25 protein-coding genes are annotated in these 26751 nt (G+C 43.7%); 10 read left to right on the top strand and 15 right to left on the bottom strand.

What is annotated here, in order from left to right; all coding sequences use genetic code 11:
• Positions 1-68 precede the first annotated feature (68 nt).
• The 10 genes from AABK40_RS04920 to AABK40_RS04965 all read left to right on the top strand — a co-directional run bounded on the left by AABK40_RS04920 (position 69) and on the right by AABK40_RS04965 (position 13129).
• Complete coding sequence (locus tag AABK40_RS04920) at positions 69-860, top strand: DUF5020 family protein (protein WP_332922054.1); 792 nt, start codon at positions 69-71, stop codon at positions 858-860.
• A 160-nt stretch (positions 861-1020) separates the two neighbouring features.
• On the top strand, positions 1021-2325 hold the full coding sequence (locus tag AABK40_RS04925) for an NCS2 family permease (protein ID WP_332922055.1): 1305 nt from the start codon (positions 1021-1023) through the stop codon (positions 2323-2325).
• 463 nt (positions 2326-2788) lie between these two features.
• Positions 2789-5614, top strand: a complete 2826-nt coding sequence (locus tag AABK40_RS04930) for a M16 family metallopeptidase (RefSeq protein ID WP_338397796.1) — start codon at positions 2789-2791, stop codon at positions 5612-5614.
• A gap of 73 nt (positions 5615-5687) precedes the next feature.
• Complete coding sequence (locus AABK40_RS04935; RefSeq protein ID WP_332922057.1) at positions 5688-8687, top strand: SusC/RagA family TonB-linked outer membrane protein; 3000 nt, start codon at positions 5688-5690, stop codon at positions 8685-8687.
• A 5-nt stretch (positions 8688-8692) separates the two neighbouring features.
• Positions 8693-10069, top strand: coding sequence for a RagB/SusD family nutrient uptake outer membrane protein (locus AABK40_RS04940; RefSeq protein WP_332922058.1), 1377 nt, complete (start codon positions 8693-8695; stop codon positions 10067-10069).
• A 2-nt stretch (positions 10070-10071) separates the two neighbouring features.
• Positions 10072-10566, top strand: a complete 495-nt coding sequence (locus AABK40_RS04945) for a hypothetical protein (RefSeq protein ID WP_332922059.1) — start codon at positions 10072-10074, stop codon at positions 10564-10566.
• A gap of 39 nt (positions 10567-10605) precedes the next feature.
• Positions 10606-11346 carry a hypothetical protein gene (locus AABK40_RS04950; RefSeq protein WP_338397797.1) on the top strand — a complete coding sequence of 247 codons (741 nt, stop codon included), beginning with the start codon at positions 10606-10608 and terminating at the stop codon, positions 11344-11346.
• A gap of 129 nt (positions 11347-11475) precedes the next feature.
• Positions 11476-11943, top strand: coding sequence for a hypothetical protein (locus AABK40_RS04955; protein WP_338397798.1), 468 nt, complete (start codon positions 11476-11478; stop codon positions 11941-11943).
• Between the two features lie 22 nt (positions 11944-11965).
• Positions 11966-12424, top strand: a complete 459-nt coding sequence (locus tag AABK40_RS04960; protein ID WP_338397799.1) for a hypothetical protein — start codon at positions 11966-11968, stop codon at positions 12422-12424.
• Between the two features lie 111 nt (positions 12425-12535).
• Entirely contained in the window at positions 12536-13129 is a 594-nt protein-coding gene (locus AABK40_RS04965) for a hypothetical protein (protein ID WP_338397800.1), read from the top strand.
• Between the two features lie 823 nt (positions 13130-13952).
• Here the strand turns inward: AABK40_RS04965 and AABK40_RS04970 are convergent.
• The 15 genes from AABK40_RS04970 to AABK40_RS05040 form a co-directional block, all read right to left on the bottom strand.
• Positions 13953-14774, bottom strand: a complete 822-nt coding sequence (locus tag AABK40_RS04970; protein WP_338397801.1) for a hypothetical protein — start codon at positions 14772-14774, stop codon at positions 13953-13955.
• A gap of 10 nt (positions 14775-14784) precedes the next feature.
• A complete protein-coding gene (locus AABK40_RS04975) occupies positions 14785-16410 on the bottom strand; it encodes a glutamate synthase-related protein (RefSeq protein WP_338397802.1) in 1626 nt (541 codons plus the stop codon).
• 333 nt (positions 16411-16743) lie between these two features.
• Positions 16744-17490: a ferritin-like domain-containing protein gene (locus AABK40_RS04980; protein WP_338397803.1), complete on the bottom strand. Its 747-nt coding sequence runs from the start codon at positions 17488-17490 to the stop codon at positions 16744-16746.
• 344 nt (positions 17491-17834) lie between these two features.
• Positions 17835-18278, bottom strand: a complete 444-nt coding sequence (locus AABK40_RS04985) for a hypothetical protein (RefSeq protein ID WP_338397804.1) — start codon at positions 18276-18278, stop codon at positions 17835-17837.
• Positions 18279-18404: 126 nt separating this feature from the next.
• Entirely contained in the window at positions 18405-19310 is a 906-nt protein-coding gene (locus AABK40_RS04990; protein WP_338398059.1) for an IS3 family transposase, read from the bottom strand.
• Entirely contained in the window at positions 19301-19588 is a 288-nt protein-coding gene (locus AABK40_RS04995; protein WP_338396827.1) for a transposase, read from the bottom strand. Before AABK40_RS04995 ends, AABK40_RS04990 begins: the two co-directional genes overlap by 10 nt.
• Positions 19589-19781: 193 nt before the next feature.
• Positions 19782-20225 carry a 50S ribosomal protein L9 gene (gene rplI / locus AABK40_RS05000; protein ID WP_332922068.1) on the bottom strand — a complete coding sequence of 148 codons (444 nt, stop codon included), beginning with the start codon at positions 20223-20225 and terminating at the stop codon, positions 19782-19784.
• Between the two features lie 31 nt (positions 20226-20256).
• Positions 20257-20508: a 30S ribosomal protein S18 gene (gene rpsR / locus AABK40_RS05005; RefSeq protein ID WP_332922069.1), complete on the bottom strand. Its 252-nt coding sequence runs from the start codon at positions 20506-20508 to the stop codon at positions 20257-20259.
• Between the two features lie 3 nt (positions 20509-20511).
• On the bottom strand, positions 20512-20883 hold the full coding sequence (rpsF, locus tag AABK40_RS05010) for a 30S ribosomal protein S6 (RefSeq protein ID WP_332922070.1): 372 nt from the start codon (positions 20881-20883) through the stop codon (positions 20512-20514).
• 605 nt (positions 20884-21488) lie between these two features.
• Positions 21489-22382: a chromosome segregation protein SMC gene (locus AABK40_RS05015; RefSeq protein WP_338397805.1), complete on the bottom strand. Its 894-nt coding sequence runs from the start codon at positions 22380-22382 to the stop codon at positions 21489-21491.
• Positions 22383-22647: 265 nt separating this feature from the next.
• The gene (locus AABK40_RS05020) at positions 22648-23424 is read right to left on the bottom strand and encodes an O-methyltransferase (RefSeq protein WP_338397806.1); all 777 of its coding nucleotides are present in this window, start codon (positions 23422-23424) and stop codon (positions 22648-22650) included.
• 53 nt (positions 23425-23477) lie between these two features.
• Positions 23478-23864 carry a Co2+/Mg2+ efflux protein ApaG gene (apaG, locus tag AABK40_RS05025; protein ID WP_332922073.1) on the bottom strand — a complete coding sequence of 129 codons (387 nt, stop codon included), beginning with the start codon at positions 23862-23864 and terminating at the stop codon, positions 23478-23480.
• 315 nt (positions 23865-24179) lie between these two features.
• Entirely contained in the window at positions 24180-25277 is a 1098-nt protein-coding gene (gene lepB / locus AABK40_RS05030; protein WP_332922074.1) for a signal peptidase I, read from the bottom strand.
• Positions 25278-25288: 11 nt separating this feature from the next.
• The gene (gene dapB, locus AABK40_RS05035) at positions 25289-26005 is read right to left on the bottom strand and encodes a 4-hydroxy-tetrahydrodipicolinate reductase (RefSeq protein ID WP_332922075.1); all 717 of its coding nucleotides are present in this window, start codon (positions 26003-26005) and stop codon (positions 25289-25291) included.
• 36 nt (positions 26006-26041) lie between these two features.
• A complete protein-coding gene (locus AABK40_RS05040; RefSeq protein WP_332922076.1) occupies positions 26042-26749 on the bottom strand; it encodes a DUF5683 domain-containing protein in 708 nt (235 codons plus the stop codon).
• Between the last annotated feature and the right edge of the window lie 2 nt (positions 26750-26751).

Here is a 26751-nt window from a genome sequence, read left to right on the forward strand (position 1 = left end):
AATTGATGTGGTAATTAGATTTTTTGCTCGTATTTTTGCGGAAACTTAATTTTCTTAAACTTAATACGATGAATAAACGTTTAAACACGCTTTTTTTCCTACTTTCTTTAATGTTGGTTTTTGTTGCGCAAGGTGTAAGCGCACAGAATGTACAGCTTCATTATGACTTCAACCGTAGCCGTCCGGTAGAAAAAGGTCAGAATCAAAATTACGGGGATCAGGTATTCACTTCTACCTTTGAGTATTTCAAGCCAGGGGAAAAAGGGGAAACTTTCATGTTCTCTGATGTGGATTACCGAAACACCCAAGATGGTGGTGCCGGCCTTTTCTATTGGGAGATTTCTCATAAATTTTACCTTAACGACAGCAAGCTGAACTTACACGTGGAGTATGATGATGGTTTTGCTACTTTCAGCCCTAAAAAAGATGGGTTTGATGGGCAGTTTCCTATTCGTCGTGCGGCATTGTTGGGTATTGGCAAGCCATTCGTTTTTGGTGATTTGTTTGTTCACGCTACTGTGATGTACAAGTATCATCCTCGTGCCAACAATCATTTGGATGCTCAGTTCACGACTGTTTGGATCTGGCCTTTGTTTAATGGCAAAGTGATGTTCAACGGTTTTGCTGATGTATGGACAGAAGATAAAACATTCCGTGGGGATGCACTTCCTAACGGCGACGGAAAACAACTGGTATTCTTGACTGAACCACAAATCTGGTACAATGTAACAGACCACTTTGCTGTGGGTGGTGAGGTTGAAATTTCCATGAACTTTGCTGAAAATAATCCAAGCTTCTTGCGTGATAAAATCAACAAGTGGATGGTCAACCCTACGGTTGCAGTAAAGTACACATTCTAATTTCTTAGAATAAACCTTGTTGGATAGTGGAACCTCAACATTGGCGGCCGACGGGTCTGTGCGGATATTTCCTTGATTCACCGTACTATTCAATGCTTGCCCACTGTCTGTTTTCTCATTAAGGGCTACGAACGGTGGACTCTAAACTTGATAAATAATCATGGAAAAGTTTTTCAAACTGCAAGAACGTGGAACAACCGTTAAGCAGGAGATTTTTGGAGGGCTAACAACCTTCCTGACGATGGCTTATATCATCTTTGTCAATCCTAATATTTTAGGAGCGGCAGGTATGGATCAGCCAGCATTGATTACTGTAACATGTATTGCAGCAATCGTCGGTACACTTCTGGCCGCTTTTTGGTCGAATGTGCCTTTCGCTATGGCTCCAGGAATGGGGCTGAACGCTTTCTTTACCTATACCCTGGTTTTGGGGCAAGGGGCCAAATGGGAAGAGGCACTCGGGGTAGTATTTTTCTCCGGAGTAGTGTTTTTGATCCTGACGGTCGTTGGTGTTCGCGAGAAAATCATTTCAAGTATTCCACAGACGCTGCGTATTGCGGTGGGCGCCGGTATCGGTTTGTTCATTTGCTTTATCGGCTTTAAAGAGATGGGCTTGATCGTCGCTAATCCAGCAACTTTGGTGGGCCTTGGCCACTTTACACCACAGGTAGCAATTGGTTTGGCAGGTTTGGTCTTGATCGGAATTTTGGAAGTAAGAAGAGTAAAAGGCTCGATTCTTATCGGGATCCTTTTCTGTACAATCGTAGGAATGGGCTTTGGTGTGGTTAATACACCTGATCATATTGTGGCTCTTCCGGCATCTATCGCTCCTATTGCCTTTAAATTGGATATCCTTGGCGCCCTGAAGGTGTCAATGATTGGTGCGATCTTCTCTTTTATGTTTGTAGATTTGTTCGATTCTATCGGTACAATCGTGGCTTGTTCTTATGAGGCCAAGATGGTAGACAAAGATGGTAACATTCCTGTGATCGGAAAAGTACTGGAGGCAGATGCTTTAGCGACTGTAATTGGTGCTGTTTTGGGTACATCAACCACAACGACTTATGTGGAGTCAGCATCGGGAATTGCCTCTGGCGCCCGTACTGGTTTGGCTTCGGTCGTAACGGCTGGTTTATTCTTTATTGCAATGTTTTTCGGCCCTGTAATTGGGGTGGTTCCTGCATTTGCTACTGCACCAGCGCTTATTATCGTAGGCGTATTCATGTTTAAGAATATTAACAAAATTGAGTTTGCGGACTTCAATGAAGCCATCCCCGCATTCCTGACGATCATTTTGATGCCCTTGACTTACTCGATCTCGATCGGTTTGAGTTTTGGTTTCATCGCTTATGTGTTAATCGCATTGGCGAATGGACGTGCCTCGAAGTTGTCGATCACCATGTGGGTTATCGGTGCATTGTCTGTCGTGAATCTGTACTTCACAATGACTGGTGGCGGTGCTTAAGGGTACCTAAATCCGTCATTCTCTTAAAGAGCCTCAGCTTCGGTTGGGGCTCTTTTTTTTGTCCGAAGAATAAAATTCAAAATTTTATGCGGGCAGGTGCAGGCCTTTGTGGGGTAAACAGGGATATATTTTTTGTTTCAGCTCAAACAACAAATATATTTTGGTATATGCTCATTCGGGCAAATGATTATAAAATGATCAATATAATAAATGTTCTATGAAATTGAATGTATCCAAGTAGTGTTGCTTCAGGGATAAAATTAACATTACAGAGAAGGATTATCGACATCATTACTCCATGCTGTGGCATCGGATTGGAGTACTTTGGCGAGGGTTTTGTTTAATAAAACTGTTAAGTGGAAGTTCCTTTTATTGAGATTTTCCAAACAAATAACCAAAACCATTGGCGTTTTTCCAATGCTCCAGCCCATTAGGGGTGGAGGCCGAACAACAGAAAAGTGATATGATGAAAATGTTAAAAGCTTTTGTCCTGATAGGGATGATGCTTGGTTTGCCGAAAGCCTTTGCGCAGGATGCAAGTCAAGATACCGTAGCAATTCCCCTAAATCCAGCGATTATACATAAGACCCTGCCTAATGGCTTCTCTTATTATATTCAGAAAAATGCCCTGCCAAAAGATCAGATCCAGTTTCGAATGGTCATCAAGGCGGGTTCTATTTTGGAAACAGAGCAACAGCGTGGCTTTGCGCACTTTTTAGAGCACATGGCCTTTAATGGGAGCAAGCACTTTCCTGAAAACCAACTCGTGGATTATTTACAGTCGATCGGGGTGGAGTTTGGTAGTGACCTGAATGCCTACACAGGCTATGACGAAACCGTTTACATGTTGCCTTTGCCGAACAGCAAAAAGGAAACACTGGACAATGGTTTTTATATGTTGGGCGATATCCTGAACGGATTGAACCTGACCACAGAAGATATTGACAAAGAGCGTTCGATTATCCATGAAGAGTGGAGAACAACGATCGGTTTGTCTCAGCGCCTCAAAGATGCCATGTACCCATTGTTGTACCAAGGCTCTCGCTACTTGGACCGCCGCCCGATTGGCCTGATGTCCGTAGTAATGGGCAAAGGAAATGAAGAGGGCATCCGTCAGTTTTACAAAGACTGGTACCGCCCAGACCTGGCCACGCTTGTTGTGGTAGGTGACCTTAATCCTGCTGAAATTGAAAAGCGAATTATTGCGACTTTCGGCCCGATGACCAACCCGTCGCCTGAAAAAGAACGCAAATATTATGGTGTGCCTGATCATGACAACACTTTGGTGAAAATCATTCAGGACAAGGAAATTACCTCGACTTCGATCAAGGTGATTCACAAATACCCAAAACACGAAGAGAAGACGCTGAAAGATTTGCGCCGTTCGGTAGTGAACTTGCTGTACACTTATATGGTCAATCAACGATTGAGCGATGTGGCACAATCACCGAATGCTCCTTATATGTATGCACAGTCGTATTCAACTTCTGCCTCGGGGAACAAAAACCGCTATATCTCACTGGCAACAGTGAAAGCCGATAAAATTATTGATGGTACCAAAGGGCTGATGCGCGAATTGCAACGCATTAAGCAATATGGTTTCACGCAGGCGGAACTCGATCGTAAAAAGGAAATTCTGAGAAAGGATTTCGAGAGCATGGCACTGGAAGAAAACAAACAGACTTCCGCACAGCTTACCGCCCTGATCACCAACCATGTGATTTCAGGAGAAGAGTGTAGCACCTTGTCTTTCAAGAAAAAGTTTGTAGACGAATGTCTGAAAACCATTAGCCTGAGCGATGTACAGTCATTGGTGGAGGAATTCATGCATGGCGAGCAAGCAAACAGAGTCGTTTTATTGACTGCCCCAGCTTCTGCCACCACGCCAAGCAAAGCGGATCTTTTAACTGCCCTTGATCAGGTACAAAAAGAGAAGGTGACTCCTTTTAAAGATACAGTTGTTGATGCCCCACTGATGACCACCACACCAAAAGGTGGTGAAATTGCCAAAGAGGTTTACGATAAGGATTTGGATGTAACGCATTTGACTTTTGCCAACGGCGTAACGGTTGATCTGAAACCTACGGAATTCAAGAACAACGAAATCCGTTTTACTTCGGTACGTAACGGCGGTTATTCCAAAGCTGCGGCAGATAATTTCGATAACGCTTCAATGGCTGCTACTTTCACCAATCTGGGTGGTTTGTCGAACTTCTCTTCTATGCAACTGGATCGTATCCTTTCTGCAAAGCAAGTGTATTTGGCACCATATATCCACCGATATACCGAAGGTGTGAGTGGTTTCTCTTCTAAAGAAGATTTTGAAACACTGATGAAATTGACTTACCTGACCTATACGGCACCACGTAAAGACCCAGCGAAGTTCAAGCAGTTTATCGACAACAAAAAGGAATACAACAGAAATAGCCTCAATGATCCAGATTCTTATTTTGCTGATCAGATTAATAAAGAAATGAGTCAGCATGATCCACGCACGGAGACCTTATTGACTCCTGAGCAATTGGATCGCCTGAGCCTTGATAAATCTTTTGATTTTTACAAAAGCAGATTCAATTCCGCCAAAGGTGCTCATTTCATTATCGTGGGAAGCTTCGATGTCAATACCATCAAGCCATTACTAACCACCTATTTGGGCGGTTTGCCTGCGGGTCCTGTGGATGCCTCTTTCAATGATGAAGGAATTCGTCCACCGAAAAAAGGCATGTCATTTGATTACCCTCGCAATACCGTGGATAAGTCTAAAGTAGTGATTCGCTACACAGGCGATTTCCCTGCAAGCCAGAAAGACCGTGTCGAGATGGGCTTATTGGGCGACATCCTGACCATCCGCTTAAATCAAAAATTACGCGAAGAAATCGGTGGGGTATATTCTCCATATGCTGCGGCGAATGTGTTCAAATATCCTTATACCCATTATAGAATGGATATTTTCTTTACCTGTGCTTCTGCCAACAGAGATGCTTTGGTAAATGCAGCCGTTGGGCAAATAAAAGAGATGCAAAAAGGCATTTCGGCAACAAATTTGGATAAGGTAAAGAAAGCAGCACTGAAAGACAGAAAAGCTTCGCTTCAAATGAATGGTTACTGGAGAAAACTCCTTGAGGATCAGTGGTCAAGAGGAGAGTCTAAAGTCAACTTTGAACAATATAATAAGGATATCCAGTCGGTTACTGCGAAAGATTTGCAGAAAATGGCGCGCAAGTATTTGAAAGCGAACAAACACCTGGAATTCACATTAAGCCCTAATCCTGAAGCTATTAAAAAGTAAGCGGGAGGGGGTGATAAACCTATTTTGAGCGCCTGTTGCTACAACGGGCGCTCTACTCCTAAAAATGATTTTTATGAGACAATTAATTACGCTATTACTGTTGCTGACGGTAGGTTGGGCTATGCCCAGCTTCACGATGGCTCAAAAGCAAGTGACCGTTAAGGGGCTTGTTACCGACGCAGATACAGGGGAAGGCTTGATTGGGGTGAATGTCATCCTGAAAGGCACAACCTCGGGTGTGGTAACAGACTACAACGGTCAGTTTCGTTTCGGTGGTTTGACCAGCACGAGCGAGTTGCAATTCACTTATATGGGGTATACTACCCAAACGGTGAAAGTGGGCAACAAATCGATCGTCGATGTTCAGATGAAGTCAGAGGTGAAATCGCTACAGAATGTGGTGGTATTCGGGGAAAGCCAGAAGGATGTCCGTACCATTACCGGATCGGTAGGAAAGATTGACACCAAAGTGTTTTCAGCGGGTACACCTTCGGGCTCTTTTGACCAATTGTTGCAGGGGCAGGTAGCGGGATTGTCGATTCAGGCAAGTGGCGAACCTGGCGAGCAGGCTAAAATTCGTATCCGTGGTAACAACTCCATGGGGGTACGTGCCAAAGACGATGCCGAGCAGCAGATGGCCAACAACGCCAACGAACCATTGTATATTTTGAATGGCGCGCCTATATCTTCGGATGTGTTTAATACCATCAACCCAGATGATATCGTGGACATCAAAGTACTGAAAGATGGTCTTTCGACGGTTCAGTATGGTACACGTGGTGCCAATGGGGTAATTGAAATTAAGACTAAAAAGGGGATTGTCGGTAAAACAACCTACAACATCCGCTATCAGCATACCATCCGTCCGATTGGTGGACTTGGCGGTATTGAGCTGATGGATTCCAAGGAAAAACTGGCGATGGAGCGTGAGCTTTCGATCGTGGACGGACTCGGATTTAAATACTCACCACATCAGGGCGATAGCCCAGAGGTGATCGCCTATAAGCAGCGAAAATATCAGGAACTGGAAGGTAAGAATACCAATTGGCTGAATGAGCTTTCGCGCGCAGGCCAGGTGAAAGATTTGCAAATGAGCATGTCGGGCGGGTCGGACAATACCCGTTATTACCTGTCGGCTTCTTACTATGACGAAGAGGGGGGATATTTGAACTCGTGGGCAAAACGTTATACCACCCGTTTCAATATCGACCATAACCTTCGCAAGAATCTTACCTTAGGAGTTGATGCTTCGATTGGTCGTTCACAGCGTTCAAAATCAAGCACTTCACCAGCCCGTTTGATCTACACTTTGCAGCCTTACGAAACCACATCTTCAGAAAGTTTTGTGGCTCGTCAGCCGAATACAGGAAGTGTGAATTTCATCAATCCTTTTGATGAGCTGTACAAGCAGTATTCGGAATACGACGCCTGGAGAATTGACATGAATTCTCGTTTGAACTGGACGGTAATGAAAGGTTTGAACCTGAAAACGGAAGTAGGATTTACCTTTAACGATGGGGAAAATGACCAAGTCGCTTTGGCCAATCCCGATGCAATAAAAGATACGCAAAAGGATGGTTCATTCTCGAAAAACCAGTCGAAGTCCTTAACCACCCGCCTGAACATGTCTGCCAATTACATCAAGAGTTTTGGTGAGAAAAGCATGATCAACGCTTCAGTAGGAACAGAATATATTCATGACCAAAACTGGGGATTTGGTTTCCGCAGTGTAGGTCTTGCTGATAAAGTAGCACCGATTATTGGTGCAAACCCAGATTCGAAAATCAACAGCTCATTGTATGAAAATGCATTGCTCGGTTTTTACGGACAGGGGAACTACTCTTATGCAGGAAAGTATGACCTGACAGGTTCGTTCCGCTACGATGGCTCTTCTATTTTGCCTAAAGATAAGCGATTTGTCCCTGCGTGGGGTGCGGGAGCTTCCTGGAATATTCAGCAAGAAGACTGGATGAAAGACCGCAAGTTTTTCGATCAGTTGCGTATGCGTGTTTCTTATGGGGTAAACTACAATTCTGCGGGTATCCGCCAGACCCTCGGAATGCCGTTCTACGACTTCACCAATTCCGATACTTACCGCGGACAGCGAACAGTGAACCTGACGGAATTCTATAACCCTGACCTGAAATTTGAGCGCACAAAACAATGGAGTGTGGCCATGGATTTCGGTATTTTGGATCACCGTCTGTACGGTACTATCGAAGCTTATATTAAAAACACCGATGATTTGTTGTCTAATATTTCCATTCCGTTGAGTAATGGTTATGGCGATTTGTTGCAGAATATTGGTGCTTTGGAAAACAAGGGTATCGAGCTGAACTTGTCAGCAGTGCCGATTCGTACGGATCATTTCCGCTGGACGTCAAGCCTGAATGTGGCCTACAATGTCAATAAAATTACAGACCTCTACGGACAGGATGAGATTCGTGTAGGAACGGAAGGACTGTTCAAAGTTGGAGAACCGATTAACAGTGCTTTTGTGAAACACTGGGCAGGGGTAAATCCTGTGAATGGTCAGCCGATTTATTATGATGAAAAAGGCCGATTGGTACCTGGTGGTTTTGCGCCGCAGGTAACAGGCTTTGGTACTTATGATCAGCCGTTGACTGGTGGATGGACAAACATTTTCACTTATAAAAATCTAGAGGTTTCAACCCTGTTCACTTATGCATGGGGTGGGGTGAATTACAACAACCTGAAATCGACCATGATCCGTAACGTGAAGAATGGGGAAGTGCCTTACGGTGGATTCCTTGGCGATATCTGGTTGCATCCTGGCGATGTGAAACCAATGCCATACCCTAAATTCTTTACCGATACATCGGTGAACTCACTGTTCCTGGAAAACGCTTCTTATATCCGTTGGAAAAACGTGATTGTGCGCTACAACCTGCAGGAGAAATTACACCTTAAAGGGGTAACTGCACTGAAACTGACCGCACAGGCAAACAACATCCTGACCATCACGAATTACCAGGGTATTGACCCTGAGGTAACGGGTATCGGGCAACCATTGTGGCGTTCATTTACATTAGGTTTTGACTTGACTTTCTAATCAGTATGAGTAAAAGAAATTGGATATTCCGAATGGCATTTTGGGGCGCAATGGTCGCCTCGACAAGTGCCTGTAGTTTGCTTGATATCACGCCTCAGGATGTGGTGCCTTCAGTAACGGCATTCAATGATGTTCCCTCTTATCAGATGGCGCTGAACAGAATGTACCGCGACCTGACAAGCCCTCAGCAGAATATGGCCACTTCTGATTTTGCATCAGATGATTTCCGCCAGGTGATTGAGGGTTACGCACCGTCAAACTATAATATTTTCCATTGGAACTACACCGCTCAGCCTCAGCCTTTCGTTTGGCAGGTGCAGTATCAGCAAATTGCCCGTGCCAATGTGATCATGGACAATTACGATGTGGTAACGCCGCAGTCTGATGAAGAAAAGAATGAAAAAGACCAGATTATGGCGCAGGCTTTGGCCATGCGTGCGTGGTCTTACTTTAACCTGGTGGAGCTTTACGCACCACGATATACAGGGCAAAATGGCGACCAGCTTGCAGTGCCTTTAAAACTGAAGCTTGACCGTGAATATTTGGGTAAATCTACCCTCAAGGAGGTTTATGATCAGATGTTCAATGATCTTGACCGTGCATCAGAGATCTTTAAGGAGACCAATTTCAACCCTTCCAGCTCCGATGCGCCATACGTTTTTGGTCAGCAGGCTGTTTGGGCACTGAAAGCGCGTATTGCCCTATATATGGGAGATATGAAGGTGGCCAGTGAAAATGCGGCACACTTCATCAATACCCCACTTTTGGATAAGGATAACTACTGGAAGTTGTGGGAAGATCAGGTAGGTTCAGACAATCAGGAAGTGATTTTTGAGACGGATAACCTGTCGGATACCGACGACGCGAGTTTGATTGACTATCAGGAAATTTATGAGTTCAGTAAGGTGAAACTTGCGCTTGAACTTTTACAATCCTTTGAAGCTGATGACATCCGCAAGGATAAAGATTATATCAGTACTGACGATATGCCGAATAAATATATTGTGCAGGTGAATGATCGCAATACCGCGATTAACAGAAACCTGTGCTATAAATATTTCCGCCTTGCAGAGCAGTATTTGATTTATGCGGAAGCCAATATGAATACGGACAAAACTGCTGCGCTTCGTGTATTCAATACGTTACGCAAAGCCCGTGGAGCATCGGAAGTAAGCACGCTGACGGCCACTACGATTCTTCAGGAACGTCGCCGCGAGCTCTTTTCAGAAGGTTTGAGATTCTATGATTTGAAGCGTAAGGCACAAGACTTGAATATTGTTGTGAAACGATCGACTGGGGAGATGCTACCCGCGAATTCTCCAAAATACAATTGGTCGGTGCCATTGGAGGAAATCAATGCCAACCCAAATATATCTGAATAAATATGAAAAAGTTATTGATGATAGCCATGGGTTTGGCCATGGGATTTACCGCCTGTACGGATCGCTACGATAATATCCCTTTGGATAAATCTTATAAAGGTGCCGCCTTTGTAAGCATGAGTGGCGAAGAGGGCGTCGTGTATATGAATGAAAGTCGAAATGGTGATCCTGAAGGGGTAACGACCGACAGTCTGGCACTTTCTCATGTGCTTGATCATGATGTGCGCATTCAGCTGGAATTCGTGGCGGCGAACTCTTTGGGCGAAGTCGGCAAGGAATTTGATTTTCAGAAAGAAGTGGAAATTAAAGCGGGTCAGTCTTATGGCCGCTTCACTGTCAGTGGTTTAACGATTTCTGATGAGCAAGCACAAGACCTTAAATTGGCGATCAGTATTAAAAGTACTGACGACCCTACCATTATTGCTGGCCTCTACGGGAGGAAAAAAGCCCTGGCCGAGAGAGAAAGATTTTATAAGACTTTCTCCTTTAAAAACTAATTTTTAATTGGGCATGAGCCCTATCCTATACTTATTATTATGAAAAAAGTAACATTTTACGCTGCCGTATTATTTAGTGCGATGACAATGTTCTCCGCATGTTCATCTAAAAGTGATGATCCAACTCCTGAAAAACCTTCTCAAGAGGAAGTTGATGCGCAGCATTTGGCAGCAATGAAACAAACGGCTGATTCTACTTATGCGGCAATCATCGCAGGTGATTGGAAATTGGAGAAATTTATCCCTTCAGATGATATGTTAAAGGCTTCACAAACACCTGACGGTGCGCCTGCATTGACCATCATCAATAAAGCTAAAGGTGCAATTGATTTTGGTTTGACACTTGATTTTCATAAAGAAGTTAATGGTCAGAAAATTGTTGTGGATACCAAAAACTTTGATGATTTGAGTCAAGGAGAAAAAGATAAGAAATGCGAAGACCTGCAGGTGGCTATTTATGGCTTCGGGTATGACGTATTTAAAATGGTGACAGAGGACAACTATGCAGTTGAAATTTTTGGTGCATATGCTTCTCCTTTTGCTACTGATGAGGCAAGTACTGACGATATTACAGATAAGGATACTGGCGAAGTAAAAGTAGCTGTTAACCCAACTGATTTCTCATCTTTTGACTATGAGAACATGTTAATGCACGGTAAAGAAGTTGTATTGAATAATACAGATAAGATTTACTTCCAAGATGGTAAATTGGTTGTTGAGTCAACAGAGCATACTTACAAGTATGGGGTTTCTCAATATATCTTTGCTCCAGCAAAATAATCATCCCACTGATTAAAATATTAAAGGTCGATGCTTTGGTGTCGGCCTTTTTTTGTGCTTGATTTTCTCAGTGTAGTTGTGGTGCACTTGTTGGTTTTATCATTGCATAAGACCAAAATTGAACGACCTATGAAAAGCATCTTTTTAATTTCAGTAAGTGCCACAAGTTCCCGTCAAGATTCATTTCACATCATCGGCTTCCGAAGTGGGGCAGCATTTGCGGAGCTTGTAACCAATGATTTTTCGGAGCTCTTGGATTGGATGGAGGAAGTTGTAGGAGCACATCCCGTATATGCCTGCCCGATGGCAAAGGCGTATCAGCAGTTTTTGAAAGCGCACTTGGAGGCTTATAGGCTTAAGCCTTTAAAAGCGGTTTTAAAAGCCCACAGATGGAAAATACGCAGGCACTATTCAAATATTCTACCGCTGTTTTATCAGCCGATGAGCCCCTCGGAGATGCTGATTATGGGGAGGTGTGTTTTGAAGATCGAAGGTGATTCTGATCTCTCTGGAGCACTCAGTGTACAGAAGACCGCGCCAATGATTGGCTTTGAGGCCATGGGCGCTAACCTTCTTTCCCGAATTTGGTTTTGGTGAGTATAACCCAATAATTTTTATCATGACCAAGCTCGAAAATCAATTGCATGCCCTCGATCAGGCTATCCAAAAAGGAGACCTTCAAAAGGTGTCCGTCTCCAAGTCAGGTACTTATTGGCATATAGGTCATGCCCTCAAGGTGATCATCAGCATTATCGGAGTAATGGAGGCTTCAGTCCCTGATCAATTCGTAAAGAAGAATTCCTTTATGTGGTTGTTGATTCAGTGTTTTGGGGTCATTCCGAGGGGGAAAGGGCGCTCTCCTAAACGGGTTTTGCCCCCCGAACAACTTGACCGTGCCTTATTGGAGCAAATGCTGAAAGAAGCGAGGGAAGCTGTTGCTACTTTACCCTCTTTACCGTCTGATAAGTATTTCAGACACCCTGCTTTTGGAGACATGAGAAAGAAAAAGGCGATTAAGTTTATAGGAATTCATTCACATCATCATATTAAAATAATAAATGAAATTATAGAAAAATGATGAAAGTTGTTAATATAAATCACTGAATTATATCGTGAATTATTTTTTGGTTTTTTTTAAGGTTGCGAAGGTGTTACAATTGCATTAGTATTTTTAATCAACCATAAAAAAATGAAAAAGACTTTTTTATTATTATCCGTATTCGCACTATCATTATCGTCATGCTTTGATACTTCCAATGATCCAACACCTGAAAATGACAGACAAGAGGAGGTTCAGGCTCCTGAGGAAGATAAGGATGGCGAAGGTGCTGAAGATGATCAGGATCAAGAGGATAATGAAGGTTCTGAGGATGATAATTCTGGTGTAGACGAAGGAGGAACAGAGGGTGACCAAGACCCTGACGGTGATGCTGAAGAAGACAATACGCCTGCTCTTTCTGTGCAGGAACAGGCTCGAAAGGCTATTTTGGCAGGTGAAACAAGTTTTGAGGCCGCTTATGTTGTCGACAGTGAAAACCCAAAATTCTTGATTAATACGATTGCTGAATGGAATGCTGAAGACGCATTCGGCAATGTCCGTTTTCGTAATCCTTTCAATTTTGCAGTAGAAATCAGTGCGTCACGAGGAAGTTTTGACACCATCACAATTGAGCCACAAACGCAACTGTTTATTGTTTTACCTGTAAAAGGAACTTATGTTTTTGAACTTTTGGGTAAAGGAGATCTGGAGTTTACAATGAAGAAAACGATTAGTGCTCAGTAAAAGAAATTGTTAATTTTGTGGATGCATAATTACAAGAGGGATGGTCTGATGATTACAATATCGGCGATCCCTCTCTTTATAAATACCCAAAGCATATTACCTACACGAGGGGCTGCCTCCTTGCAAAAACTCAACTTAAACATTGATCACGAGTCGGCGTCTCGCGATAGTTTATCGGCAGGCTTGTTGAAAATAGGCCATCACCCCAATCGAAAGATAATTTCTACCGCTGTAGTGAGATTGCCTTGTAGCAAAAACTCAACTTAAACATTGATCACGAGACGGCGTTTCGCGATAGTTTATGGGCAAGCTTGTTGAAAATAGGCCATCACCCCAATCGAAAGATAATTTCTACCGCTGTAGTGAGATTGCCTTGTAGCAAAAACTCAGCTTAAACATTGATCACGAGACGGCGTCTCGCGATAGTTTATGGGCAAGCTTGTTGAAAATAGGCCATCACCCCAATTGAAAGATAATTTCTACCGCTGTAGTGAGATTGCCTTGTAGCAAAAACTCAACTTAAACATTGATCACGAAACGGCGTCTTGCGATAGTTTATGGGCAAGCTGTTGAAAATAGGCCATCACCCCAATCGCAAGATGATTTCTACCGCCGTAGTGATGTTGCTACAACGTCCGTACAGATGATAGCTTATCGGCAAAGCAGCCATTTTTGTTGCTGTCAATTTAACTTCACTGATTCATCTGAAACTGTAAAGGATAAAGGAATCACTCGCTTATTTCAGCGGACAGGAATGACATGACATTTTGATGGTCGTCATTGCTCAATTTCAACAGGCACATGGCGAGGGTTCCATTTTCAGCTATCGCATGCTCTTAATCGCTTCGATGCCTTCACTGAGGAACTTTTTGATTTCCTTTTCCTGCTCTATGGTGTCCTCATGGAATTCCGTAATCGGACAAATGATGCCCTGCATTCCATTATCCACCCAATGCCCATACACCAAGCTTGGTCGATCAGTAGGTAATTTCTTTTCCTTGTTGAAATAATTAATGTAGCCATAAGGTTCCCTGCTGAGGTGGTCGGGAATAGCCAGGCCAAGGCCGATCGTTTCGGTGGCTTCTCCCTGTTCATTTTTTGAAAGAATTATCAGGTTTCCGAGGTCGAAATGGTGTGGCCAAACTCGTGTTGCTCCCGTGTGTTCCTCATTCTTTGTGAGCTGATCGATCACATGCTGGAACTGTCCAAGCATACGGCCCCAATGGCATAAGTATTTATTGTCAGGGATAATATAAGGCTGATCATTCACTTCAAAATCCTTGAAATCATAAGGTAAATCAAGCTTCATCTTTGCGGGCTGGTTGCTCAGAAAAGCGAGGCGGCTTTCCATCCACTGAATGATTTCCTTTGGCGACCAGGATTCCGAAGGTTGTAAAACGGTTTTCTGCTCGGTCTGCATGCCCAGCAGCGCATCCTTAAATTGCAGGAACATTCTTATTTTCGGCGTACCGCCACTCCACTGCCCGTAAAGGCGTCCTTCCTTGTCGTTCCATTCCATATTGGTATGGGAGGTATCGGCCTGTTCAGGCACCATGGTATGACCAAATATTCCCAGAAATTGGCTTAGATGGTGTAGATAATCAATGGATTCCGCAAGGGCCTCTTTATCCGTTTTAATTTTCATATCGGGTAGTTTATAGATTAGTTCCCCCATAGGCGATGCCCGTGAGGTGGTGCATTTCACGATTAAAGGTCGTCAGGTCATCGGCCTTGAAGGCGCCGAGTTGGTCATAGCCACAGGCGCGACTAATGACTTTCAGTAACTGATTACTTGCATTGAAGAAGTTAGCGAGCTGTTCAGCAGATTTGTTGATCTGTAAGCGGGCACGCAGGTTTTCTTTTTGCGTGGCAATGCCCACAGGGCAGAAATTAGTATTACAGGCACGCATCCCCAGACAGCCAATGGCCTGAATGGCGGAATTTCCGATGGCGATGGCGTCAGCACCAAGCATTAGGGCTTTGGCAAAATCTTCTGCCACCCGCAAGCCACCTGTGATAATCAGGCTGACATGGTCTGCACCTTTACTGTCGAGGTACTGCCTTGCCCGTGCCAGTGCAGGGATGGTAGGAATGTTGATATTATTGCGAATGATCGTCGGTGCAGCGCCTGTTCCTCCTCCTCGTCCATCAAGAATGATATAGTCCACCCCAACCTCGAGGGCAAAATCAATATCCTTTTCAATATGTGCTGCTGACATTTTAAACCCGACAGGAATGCCTCCGCTGACTTCCCTGACTTTCTCGGCAAAAGCCTTGAAGTCTGCCGCCGTTTTCAGGTCGGGAAAGGCAGGGGGCGAGATGGCGTCTTCCCCCACTGATATATCTCTGACGTCGGCAATTTCCTGATTGACCTTATTGGCAGGCAGGTGTCCGCCAATGCCTGTTTTGGCACCCTGACCAGCCTTGAAGTGGAAAGCCTGCGCCTGTTTTACTTTCTCCCACGAAAAGCCAAACTTGGCTGCTGCCATTTCATAGAAATAGTGGCTGTTGTTTTCCTGCTCTTCTTTGAGCATTCCTCCTTCCCCTGAACAAATGCCCGTTCCTGCCATTTCAGCTCCTTTCGACAGGGCGATTTTGGCTTCTTTGGAGAGGGCTCCAAAACTCATGTCCGTAACAAAAAGAGGCATGGAAAGTGTCAGTGGTTTTTTGGCCTTTTTACCAATCACCGTGGTGGTCTCAACCTCGGCATCGTCCATCAGTGGTCGGCGCGCCAGTTGCGCAGGAAGAAACTGAATGTCCTCCCATTTGGGGAGTTGATCCCGCTCCACACCCATGGCTTCCGCAGGGCCGTGTTTGGCATTCAGGCCATTTTTGGCAAGGGACTGAATGGTGGCGTTATGCGGTTCCGTAGGCTGCGGATTGGTGTCGGCATATAAACCGAGGTAAGCTTCGCGGTCGAAAGGCTGCGGGTTTTCCTTCAGGTAGTCTTCTACCTCCTGAAGACTGACATAGACCTTCCCTGCATCGATGGTTGATTTAAAATGATGAAGGGCTTCTTCGTTATTATATTCCGAAACGCCCGTATCAATGCGATAATCCCAGTAATGTAGCCCACAGATGAGGTTGTCCCCTTCAAGATAGCCATCCGCAAGCAGGGCACCACGATGGAGGCACCGACCATAAAATACGGATACCTGATCGTCATTGTATCGGATAACCACAAGGTCAAGATCCTTGACCTTGGCATAAGTGGGGGTGCGATCTTCAAGGTCCTCAAGTTTGAAAAGTTCATGATCACAATTATAAGTATCGGCAGACATAGCTCAGCGGGATTTGGTAAATTCAGTTATTGAACCTGCTGTAATGAATTTTGTCTATTGATTTCTGTGAAAATGTGATTTGTACAATATAATTAGGATGATATGAACATTTACTTTATTGCTGAACCACTTTCCTTATTATTTGATACCCAAAGGATTTGAATTAGGAACTAATTTTGCCCATTCGACGGATAAAATTCGATTCATCACTTCAGCAATACGCCGAATTTTCGTTACGAATTTTTAGTTTTTAACACGCTTGTAAACGATGTCCGATTTTCGAAATCAAAAAAATCATGTGGCCACTTTGCGTTGCCTTGCTCCGTCGGGTTTTCAGGCGGAGGCGTAATTTGATTCCATAGGAGCAGGCTTCGAGTGAGAGTATTTCAGGCTGTTGAAGAATTTATAATACATTTGGCGCATAAACTCTTTTTTATTGACTCCACCTGCTCTGAACGCTCTTTTGTGGCCAAACCAAACGGCGTGGATTGTTCCAAAAAAGAGTATTCCGTACAGCCCAATGCTCAGGGCCTTTTGGTAAAATCCTTTGTGCTCAAAAATTTTCCAGAGCCTTTCATTCTGAAATTTTATGTGGTGGGCTTCGTCGATCAGGATGTCATTACAGATCGATTTGAGGAGTGGGCAATTGCTGGCGTCGCTGAGTGCCTGATAAAAGATCTGTGCAGCACTTTCAACGATCAGTACCGTAATCGTCCACAGCTCCATACTGGTGTTAAGGTGCCTGATTTTCCTGAAGAAATAATCCCCCCAGTCTTTTTGAATGGTTTCTTCCCCTATGGCAGTGAGGTATTTGGCCAGATTTCTACCATGCTTCTGCTCTTCCTTGATAAACAGCTTAACAGCCTCCACATATGCGGGTTCGTGGTATTGATTGGCATGCTTTGCTGCTGCGGCCAATAAATGTTTGCCATCGCTCGTCTCTCCGAGTTGCCACGCTTTTAGGGAGTACAGTATCTCTGCTTTCTCACGGTTGGTCAGGTTGGGTTTGATGTCCCAGTTTATCCTCTTGACGGTTAAATTATTTTGGAAATGATCGGTCCAGAATTCAGCGCTATGCATTGTCGGTATCGGGTTAAGTTGACGGCTAAAGAATTGGCCTCAGTAGGCGAGGTGGTGTTGCCCTCATTGGGGTGGTGCACCATCATGATCGACTGGGAGGCTTTTGTAGAATATAATTATTATTGCTAAAAAATGTACTGTCTTGCTTGCTGTTTTTTGGACAGCTTTAGGAATAACAGGAGGGGGCAGTCTCCGATTTGTCGTGTTATCATCCACAGATTACGCCTGCAATTATCCATTTTAATACTTAACACGGCCGTAAAGAATTTATCCTTGTGAATCTGTAAATAGATAGGCAGTCGTTGAAGGTATTGGGGGAATACCCTTCAACAGGAGGGTTGTACTTATTTTGAAGATGATTTGCTGGTGGAGCCAAAAGTGTATCGGATACCCCACAAAGTCCGCAGGCGGGTTGGGTTATCAATCAAAAACTCAGGAGCGACCTCAAATAATAAGGAAATTTGCTTGAGATCTTGCAGGGGGTATAATTCAAGAGATAGGGGGACGGTTACGGCATACATTCTGTCATTGGATATAAATGGCGAAAAGGCGATGCCTAAACCTGCTGAAAAGCGGTGATAGGTTCCTGCTTTGAAATTGTAGAAGCCGTCGAGCTCAAAAAGTAAATCTTCAAAATCTCGGTTGGCGAAGGTCTTCAGCTCACCGCTGATCATTTTGTTGGTAGGTGTATTGACACTCACCGCATTAATGCCATAACTCGAAACACCGATTTGTGCGTTCGCCTGATGCGTCAGTAATAGGAAGGTGAATACTATAATTTCCCCCAATCTTCAGACAGCCATCTCTGCTATTTAAATTATTTTCCCTTGAACTCAAAACATCTGAGCGAGTTATCAAGTGCTTCAGTGAATCTTGTCAAGGGTGCTCCTGTGTTGCGCCTGCGGCAGGAGCATTTACCCGCCCTTGACTGATTCTAAGGAAGCGCTTACTTTTGCTTCTGATGTTGTTGAGTGCGGCTTGGATTGGTAAAGATCGCAGGGCCTTTTCTCATCGATTGAGCTATGCCTTCTTTCGTTATTGTAAAAGTTCATATATTCGATAAGTCCTATCTGCAGCTTTAATCCATCGCGATACTCATTCAAATAAATATCTTCATATTTGACCGTTCGCCAAAATCGTTCAATGTAAATATTGTCGGTTGCTCGACCTTTTCCATCCATGCTAATAGTTACTCCTTGGCCTAAGAGATAGCCCGTAAAGAGATCACTCGTAAATTGACTCCCTTGGTCTGTATTGACAATTTCAGGAGCGCCATGGTTGTTAATACATTCTTGAATTGTATTGCGGCACCACTCTGCTGACATGGTGTTTGAGAGTGACCAGCCTACAATATATCGAGAGTGGACATCAATCACAGCCATCAGATACATGAACCCTTTTGCAATAGGAACATAGCTGATATCCGTCTCCCAAACTTGATTTGAATGGGTTATTTCAAGGTTTCTAAGTAAATAGGGGTATATTTTATTTTCAGGTGAAGGTTTTGAAGTGTGCGGACCAGGAAGAAGAGAACGAAGCCCCATGACTTTGTACAGACGTTCAATTCGCTTCTTATTGATCGGATAACCGCAATCATTAATCAAAAACGAAGTCATAGAAGGTACCCCTCGAAAAGGATGCTCAAGGTATTCTTTGTCAATTACACGCATCAATTCAAGATTCAATTCACTTTCCCCTTTTGGCTTGTAATACCAGCCCGAACGAGAAATTTGGAGAAGCTCACATTGACGTCTAATGCTTAAATCAGCATGTTCCTCATCGACCATCACCTGTCTTTCGGTAACGCTCTTTACTTCGATGAGGCCTTTTTTAAAAAATCATTCTCAACTTGAAGTTGTCCTATTTTAGAGTATAATTTATTTAACGCTCCTTCATGATCAGATTCCTGCTTGATAGCCTTACTCCCTTTTTCAAAAACACTCGATGCATTCTCCAAAAAAAGTTGTTTCCATTGGCCAATCTGTGCAGGACTGATTTCATATTTCTGACAAAGTTCCGCTGTGCTTTGTTGTTCTTTGATCGCTTCAAGTGCTACCTTGGCTTTAAACTTGGGGCTAAATTTTCTTCTGCTTTTCATTGATTTACAAGTTAGTATATTATTTTAACTTGCTGTCTGAATTGTTGGGGTAATTATATACTGCCAGTAGGTTGATTAATTTTTTCATTAAATTAAGTTTAGGTTGAACTATAAATATAATGAAAAATTGGATTGGACAAAAAAAAGCCCGAACCGAAGTTCAGGCTTTAATATCTTAACATGAAGATTGAAATTATTCAGCGATAACTTCAAATTTAATTTCATGCTTAACTTCTTTGTGAAGGTCAATAGAAGCTGTGTACTCACCAACAAATTTAACTTCGCCGTTGATAGAGATTTGCTTACGATCTACATCGTAACCTTTTTCTTTCAACAATGAAGAGATTTGGTTAGTCGTTACAGAACCAAAGATTTTACCGTTATCACCTGCTTTAGTAGAGATAGTCAATTTAGTATCTCCGATATTAGCAGCCAATGCTTCAGCGTCAGCTTTGATTTTTTCTGCTTTGTGAGCAGCTTGCTTGATGTTTTCAGCAGTCATCTTCTTGTTAGAAGCTGTTGCTACCATCGCATAACCTTGAGGGATCAAGTAGTTACGACCATATCCAGGCTTAACGTCAACGATATCGTTTTTGTAGCCTAAACCTTTGATGTTTGTTGTTAGGATAATTTCCATTTCTCAATCAAATTTTAAAAAACTACAAAAATTATTTCAATGAGTCAGTCACGTATGGCAACAACGCAAGGTGACGTGCACGCTTGATCGCCTGAGAAACTTTCTTTTGGAATTTTACTGAAGTACCTGTGATACGACGAGGCAAGATTTTACCTTGGTCATTCACAAATTTCAATAAGAAGTTGGCATCTTTATAATCGATATATTTGATACCATTTTTCTTGAATCGGCAATATTTTTTGCGATTCTCGTTACGATTTACTGGTTCGTTAATCAATGTCATGACTTAAGCCTCCTTTGTTTCAGTTGTTTCTTTCTTTTTGTTGAACTCGCCTTTACGACGCTTCTCGTTGTATTCAACGGCAGCTGGCTCCAAAGCAGTAGTCAAGAAACGCAAAACGCGCTCATCACGACGGAATTCAGTCTCCAAAGCGTCAACGATTGTTGCAGCAGCTTTGAATTCGATTAAACCGTAGAAACCAGTTTTTTTGTGCTGAATTGGGTAAGCCAACTTGCGAAGACCCCACTCTTCAACATTAACGATTTCTGCACCTTCTTTTACCAAGATGTCTTTGAATTTGGCAACGGCTTCCTTCATCTGCTCATCAGACAAAACGGGAGTAAAAATGAAAACCGTCTCGTAATTTTTAAGTACCATTGTGCTTAAAGTATTAAGTGATTTTTTTAAACCGAAAGAATTCTTTCGGCCTGCAAATATACAGTGTTTATTTTAATTTCAAAAACTTAGGGGCAAATTTGGTGCCTGAAGTAGGCGGGTGGCGTGTTTTTTAGGCCATGATTTTGTTTTTGCAGGCCCCATATTGTAGGAGGCTGTTGCACAACCATAATCCGATATTATCCCACGAAATTTTATTTGGCCACTGTATGGGCAGACCCAATGTCATTAAGTTAAGCGCCTTACCCCGTAGAGACGTTATTTTTAACGTCTAACACAACGCTGATTTCTCTTGGATTAGTTCAAATTGTTATGTGAGACATAATGAATTATGCCTTTACATGCATTTCAAATTTACACCTGAGTCAGTCCAAAATCCTTAACTTAATGACATTGGGTGCGTCCGTACAGCTCATGAAATAGTATTTTGCGCTCCGTTCAATGAACTGAGTTGTTCGACCGCCCCGTACCGTGCAAAAAAAAAAGCGAACCTTTCAGAAAGGTCCGCCTTTATCAGTTCACCGTAACCCTTTCGGATCAATCGGTGAAAATAGGTGTTATCTGTGGGTTAGAACCTCCCACCAATATTATCTAACCGAGAAAGGAATTTGCCCCATTTTATAGTTGTCAGCGTAAACTTCCAAAATGTATTTTCCTTTTTCGTATTCAGTGCCCTTGTCGTAAATGAAGGTTAGGCTTTGCTGCGTGTTGTCGAAAAGAATCTCCTGCTTTTCAGAGTAGAAAGTCTCACGGCCATCAAGCATAAAGCTTCCGCCGCCCTTAGAAACATCGAACAATACATTATTATTGTCATCAATCAGGCGAATCATGATTTCACGGCCTCCGACTGGTGCCACTTTATTGTCAGCAATTTTGAAATTGACCTTCAGTTTTTCGAGGTGGCGGTGGCGGAATTCATCCCCTTTACGCTCTTTTCCACGATTGTTAATGGCGATCAGCTCAAAATTCTCGGCCTTCAGGCGGGAAGCAAATTCTACTTTCTCGTTCAGTTTTTCCTGTTTCTGGTTCAGGGTTTTGATCGATCGGTTCAACTCATTTTTCTCTTCCTTCAGGTCGCTGTTTTCTGTTACCAGCTGCTCGTTGATTTTCTTGAGTTTGGCAATCTCTTTTTCTTTTCTTACCAAAAGCTCACGGTAACCTTCTGCTTTGTCTTTAAAAGCCAACAGCTGACGGGTAGTTACGGTGCTTTTTTCTTCCAAAGCCTGTTTCTCTTGCTCAAGTTGCTCGCGAACGGCCTTCAGGTCATCAACATTTCCGCCGAGTTCCTGAATTTCAGCAATTTTCTTATCTAAATCTTTTTGCAAGAGCTCAACATTTTGTTTTGAACTTTGCAATTCCTGTTGCGATACCGTATTGACTTGGTGTAAGTGAAAAATATAGCCCAAACTTACTAACAGTAAGATGGCCAGTATAATTACTACGGGAAGCAACTTATTCCCTGCTTTTTTCTCCTCAGACATATGCTTATGAAATTTTCGTTTTGATGTAAATTTAGGAAGGTCAATCTTTTTTACAAAGGTCACGGCTAATTAAGCGCATGTTTTAAAATTACCTTGCAACTTCAAATTTAGGTGATTGGAATTGATTTTTAATGATTTTTCAACAATAGCGGTGCTGTGCTCTTCAAATAACCCTTTGCCTCAGTAAATCGCTAAACTATGGGCGCAGATTTTTTAGATTTGAAACGCCCTTCAAGAGTGCGGCCATTGTTTTGGGGCCATTAGGCTACCACCAACTGAAGCCAATGCGGTAATGTTTGGCCGAGATGGTGGGGCAGAGGCAGACAATGCCAAAGCGCCAGTAATCGAAGCTCATTTTTACTCTCGGGTGATTTTTTATCGCTTCCCACGCACGGGTCATGCCTTCACTATGGTAGATGTCATCGAAAATCAGCAAAGCGTTTTGATGGCAGTGCGGCAGCAACATTTCAAAGTAGCGCAAGGTGGCCTCGTAGGTGTGGTTGGCATCAATAAAGGCCAGATCGATAGGGGCGGCAGTGTTCAGGAATTCGGGCAGGCGGAGGTCAATATCTCCTACTGTTAAGCGGATGTTTTTCAGCTGCTGCACTTCCCAGAGCTGCTGCGCCTGTTCGGCGATCTGTGGAATCCCCTCGAAGGTGTGTACCGTTCCCGTGGTGGCTTTGGAAAGGTAAGCGGTATTGACGCCCAGGCAGGTGCCAAGTTCCACGATTTGCTGCGCCTGATGCCATTGGGTGAGTAAGTAAAAGAAGGAGGACATCCGTGGGCTCGAAAGGCTGCGTGCGGCCAATGATTTGACGGTTCTGTTACGGATGGTTTTATCAGCACCCATGTCCTGATAGGAGAGTACCTGTCCGTCGGTCAATAATTTTTTGCGCGCCTGTTCCAGGGCCTCCATTTTTGGGCGGGCTTGCCGTTGGGTATGCTCGAACAGGTCGTAGGCAAACTGCCCATGGAGCGAATGGCGGTCAACGGCTAAGAACCAATGCCTAATTAACGTTTTTAACTGATGTAATTTTTGCATAAAAAAATACCTAATCTTTGGCAAATTAGGTATTCTTTTGCTGAAAGCAATATTTAGTTCATTCGGAATGGAACGATCATATTGAATTCAGGAATGGCGACATCAAATTGCTTTCCGTCCAGTTGGCGCTCCATGGCGTATCGGCCGAGCATTTTGCCAATTCCTGTTTTGAGGTTACAGCCTGAGACATACTTGTGCGACTGCCCCGGTTCGAGTACTGGTTGTTGTCCAACGACCCCATCGCCCTCCACTTCTCTTGTTTGCCCATTGCTGTCATGGATCTTCCAATGGCGGCTGCGCAGCTGTATGGTGTGTTCGCTTTGGTTTTCTATGGCAATTCGGTAGGTGAAGACATAGTGATGTTGAATGGGGCTCGAGTAATCAGGTTGGTATTCCGTTTCAACGGATACTTTTATGCCCTGTGTGATTTCTGTGACCATATCCTTAATCTCCTTTGTTTAGCTAATGATTATTTCAAGAGTAATAACGCTGTATTTATCCCTTAGTTTGTTTGTGGAAGCGATGCTTCTGACCTAATATCGGAATCTATTTGAATAATTTAAACCTAATGTTTAAAAATTTAATGATTAACCAGAATGTTACTTTGAGTAAACAGAATTTTACCTTGGTACAGGTAGGATAATAAGGTAAAAAGGACGAAAACGTATTTTTTTTAAAATGAAGCAAAGCCCTTCAACAAGAAAAGCCAATTCACGAAATGCGAATTGGCTTTGTATTATTTTGAAGCACGAAGCTTAATCAATCATTTTAAGGATTTTCCCTGGGCGTAACCCGAAGCCTTGAGCTGTAGGATCAATAGACCAGAAAGTGAAGAATGCTTTCCCGACAACATGATCCATCGGTACAAATCCCCAGAAACGTGAATCTTCAGAATTATGGCGGTTGTCGCCCATCATGAAGTAGTAGTTTTGCTTAAAGGTGTATTGCTTGATGGCCTGCCCGTTGATCGTGATCTGATCTTCAGTGAGGACAACATTATCGTTGTGCTCATAGTTTTTGATCACTTTCCCATAACGTAGGATATTGTCTGGGTTGATGTCAATCGTCATGCCTTCAGCAGGGATGGTCATCGGCCCCCACCAGTCGGCATTCCAGGCGAATCGCTTGGCATCAGGATAAATTCCTGCTGTGGCATCGCCTTTGTTTTTCTTGAGCATCACCACGTCTTCAATAAAAGGAAGGGCTTTAAGGGATGCTGCGCCATGATTGGTGAGGTCGGCAAGGTAGCCACCACGCACCTTGATCACGTCAGCAACATTGACGTCGTTATCTCTCCAAATGCGCTCATGAACCGACTCATTGGTTTTGATGTAGTATTTAAACTGCATCTCTTCAGGGTTCTTGATCGCCTTGTCGTTAATGAAAACCTGCGTGTCTTTGACCTCAAGTTTTTCACCAGGAAGCCCGATACACCGCTTGATGTAGTTGGTCTTCAGATCGACAGGATGCTCAAGCTCTGGCGGGTAGTTGAACACCACCACGTCGTTGCGTTTCACTTCCGAAAAGCCTGGCAGGCGGAACTGCGGCAGCTTGACCCAGTCCAAATAGGAAGGGATATCCGTTCCCCAGATTTTTTGGTGGGTTAAAGGCACCTGAAGCGGGGTCATGGCTGTACGTGCGCCATAATGCATTTTACTTACAAAAAGGAAATCGCCTACCAACAGGGAGTGCTCCATCGAAGGGGTAGGGATGGTGAAGGCTTCCATAAACAGCCAGCGGATAATCGTGGCAGCAATGACGGCAAACACTATGGCGTCCGCCCATTCGCGAAAGAAGCCTTTCTTTTTCTTCTTCGGTTTTTGTGATTGCTCCTTTTGAGTTTGGATGTCCATATTTTGGTCGATTATAGTTTTAAGAAGTCATCCATGTTTTTCATTCCTTTTTGAGCAGGAAGCCACTCAGCCACTAAAACGGCACCAAGGGCAAAACCCTGGCGGCTGTGGGCGGTGTGTTTGATCTCGATAGTGTCCACTTCCGAACGGTAGTGTACGCTATGGGTCCCAGGTACTTCAGGCTCCCGAAGTGAAATGATGGATAACTCATCAGTTTTTTCAGAAGAATTATTTACCCATTTCTCCTTGCGTTCAGTATGATTGATCACGCCTTCAGCGAGGGTAATGGCGGTTCCTGATGGGGCATCAAGCTTTTCGGTATGGTGAATTTCTTCCATATCGATTTTATAGTCCTGCTGCGGATTCATCAGTTTGGCGACAAAATCATTGATTTTAAAAAACAGATTGACACCAATGCTATAATTGGATGCATAAAAAAACGTGCCATTTTTTTCCTTCACCAGGTTTTCTACGTCTGTCATTTTATCCAGCCAGCCTGTGGTACCCGACAAAACAGGAATGCCATTTTTGATGCAGGTGCTCAGGTTGTCGAAAGCCACCGCAGGCATAGAGAACTCAATGGCAACATCTACTTGCTCATTGGTAAGGGTTTGCAGGTCGGCAGCATTGTCCTTGTCGATGCGGGCAACAATTTGGTGTCCTCGACTGATGGCAATGCTTTCGATGATTTTGCCCATTTTCCCATATCCTAAAAGTGCGATTCTCATTGGTTATATTTTTTTAAAAAGGTGATGATTTAAATGCTATTTTAAGCTGAAATTCAGACACAGTCCCACGGCTGGTGTCCCCGTCATGTTGGGGATCAGGGTGGGTTGAATGCCCATACTTACATTGGGCGAAATTTCAAAATCCCGCAGGTGGGAGTCTACGTGTGCATCGACGATCTGCATGGCATACAGCACGGTCATGAACACAATCGACCAGTCACGGTTTCGCTGCGCGAGGTCGGCCCGTTGCTCGAGTTGCTCAATGGTGTAGGCATCTGCAATTGGGTTGCCGTTGGGGTTGCCGTTGTCTTTATCGAAAGCGGCAGTCCTGAACAGCTGATAGTACTGATCGTTGTAGCCCACAAAATAGCCGATCGTGATGGCCCCACCATAAATGATGGGCACTTTCCAGTATTTGTGGTTATAGATTTGCCCCAGTCCTGGTAATGCGGCGGAATAAAAAGCGGCACGCAGCGGGACATTTTTGTATTTCCTCACGGCGGGATCGTTCAGGTCCCCTTCGGGGATTTTCAGCGCTTTGGTGTATCCCTGATATCGGGCCTGATGCCTGAGTTTTGTGGAGTCAATTTGATAATTGATTGGCCCCGATGGATTGCTCAGGTCAATTTGTTCGTCGGCCTCGATATGCAAGTCAGGTTCCTTTTCCTTTTTGTCGGACTGCGCCCAGGCGGGGGAACTGCAGCATAGCAGCAGGCATAAACTTAAAAGTAAACGGTAATCCATTA

The sequence above is a fragment of the Persicobacter psychrovividus genome (assembly GCF_036492425.1).
Classification (GTDB): domain Bacteria; phylum Bacteroidota; class Bacteroidia; order Cytophagales; family Cyclobacteriaceae; genus Persicobacter; species Persicobacter psychrovividus.

Bases quoted from the DNA above. Each gene is read 5' to 3' on its own strand.
- AABK40_RS04920 (WP_332922054.1), top strand. From the start codon at position 69: ATGAATAAACGTTTAAACACGCTTTTTTTCCTACTTTCTTTAATGTTG.
- AABK40_RS04925 (WP_332922055.1), top strand. From the start codon at position 1,021: ATGGAAAAGTTTTTCAAACTGCAAGAACGTGGAACAACCGTTAAGCAG.
- AABK40_RS04930 (WP_338397796.1), top strand. From the start codon at position 2,789: ATGATGAAAATGTTAAAAGCTTTTGTCCTGATAGGGATGATGCTTGGT.
- AABK40_RS04935 (WP_332922057.1), top strand. From the start codon at position 5,688: ATGAGACAATTAATTACGCTATTACTGTTGCTGACGGTAGGTTGGGCT.
- AABK40_RS04940 (WP_332922058.1), top strand. From the start codon at position 8,693: ATGAGTAAAAGAAATTGGATATTCCGAATGGCATTTTGGGGCGCAATG.
- AABK40_RS04945 (WP_332922059.1), top strand. From the start codon at position 10,072: ATGAAAAAGTTATTGATGATAGCCATGGGTTTGGCCATGGGATTTACC.
- AABK40_RS04950 (WP_338397797.1), top strand. From the start codon at position 10,606: ATGAAAAAAGTAACATTTTACGCTGCCGTATTATTTAGTGCGATGACA.
- AABK40_RS04955 (WP_338397798.1), top strand. From the start codon at position 11,476: ATGAAAAGCATCTTTTTAATTTCAGTAAGTGCCACAAGTTCCCGTCAA.
- AABK40_RS04960 (WP_338397799.1), top strand. From the start codon at position 11,966: ATGACCAAGCTCGAAAATCAATTGCATGCCCTCGATCAGGCTATCCAA.
- AABK40_RS04965 (WP_338397800.1), top strand. From the start codon at position 12,536: ATGAAAAAGACTTTTTTATTATTATCCGTATTCGCACTATCATTATCG.
- AABK40_RS04970 (WP_338397801.1), bottom strand. From the start codon at position 14,774: ATGAAAATTAAAACGGATAAAGAGGCCCTTGCGGAATCCATTGATTAT.
- AABK40_RS04975 (WP_338397802.1), bottom strand. From the start codon at position 16,410: ATGTCTGCCGATACTTATAATTGTGATCATGAACTTTTCAAACTTGAG.
- AABK40_RS04980 (WP_338397803.1), bottom strand. From the start codon at position 17,490: ATGCATAGCGCTGAATTCTGGACCGATCATTTCCAAAATAATTTAACC.
- AABK40_RS04995 (WP_338396827.1), bottom strand. From the start codon at position 19,588: ATGAAAAGCAGAAGAAAATTTAGCCCCAAGTTTAAAGCCAAGGTAGCA.
- rplI (WP_332922068.1), bottom strand. From the start codon at position 20,225: ATGGAAATTATCCTAACAACAAACATCAAAGGTTTAGGCTACAAAAAC.
- rpsR (WP_332922069.1), bottom strand. From the start codon at position 20,508: ATGACATTGATTAACGAACCAGTAAATCGTAACGAGAATCGCAAAAAA.
- rpsF (WP_332922070.1), bottom strand. From the start codon at position 20,883: ATGGTACTTAAAAATTACGAGACGGTTTTCATTTTTACTCCCGTTTTG.
- AABK40_RS05015 (WP_338397805.1), bottom strand. From the start codon at position 22,382: ATGTCTGAGGAGAAAAAAGCAGGGAATAAGTTGCTTCCCGTAGTAATT.
- AABK40_RS05020 (WP_338397806.1), bottom strand. From the start codon at position 23,424: ATGCAAAAATTACATCAGTTAAAAACGTTAATTAGGCATTGGTTCTTA.
- apaG (WP_332922073.1), bottom strand. From the start codon at position 23,864: ATGGTCACAGAAATCACACAGGGCATAAAAGTATCCGTTGAAACGGAA.
- lepB (WP_332922074.1), bottom strand. From the start codon at position 25,277: ATGGACATCCAAACTCAAAAGGAGCAATCACAAAAACCGAAGAAGAAA.
- dapB (WP_332922075.1), bottom strand. From the start codon at position 26,005: ATGAGAATCGCACTTTTAGGATATGGGAAAATGGGCAAAATCATCGAA.
- AABK40_RS05040 (WP_332922076.1), bottom strand. From the start codon at position 26,749: ATGGATTACCGTTTACTTTTAAGTTTATGCCTGCTGCTATGCTGCAGT.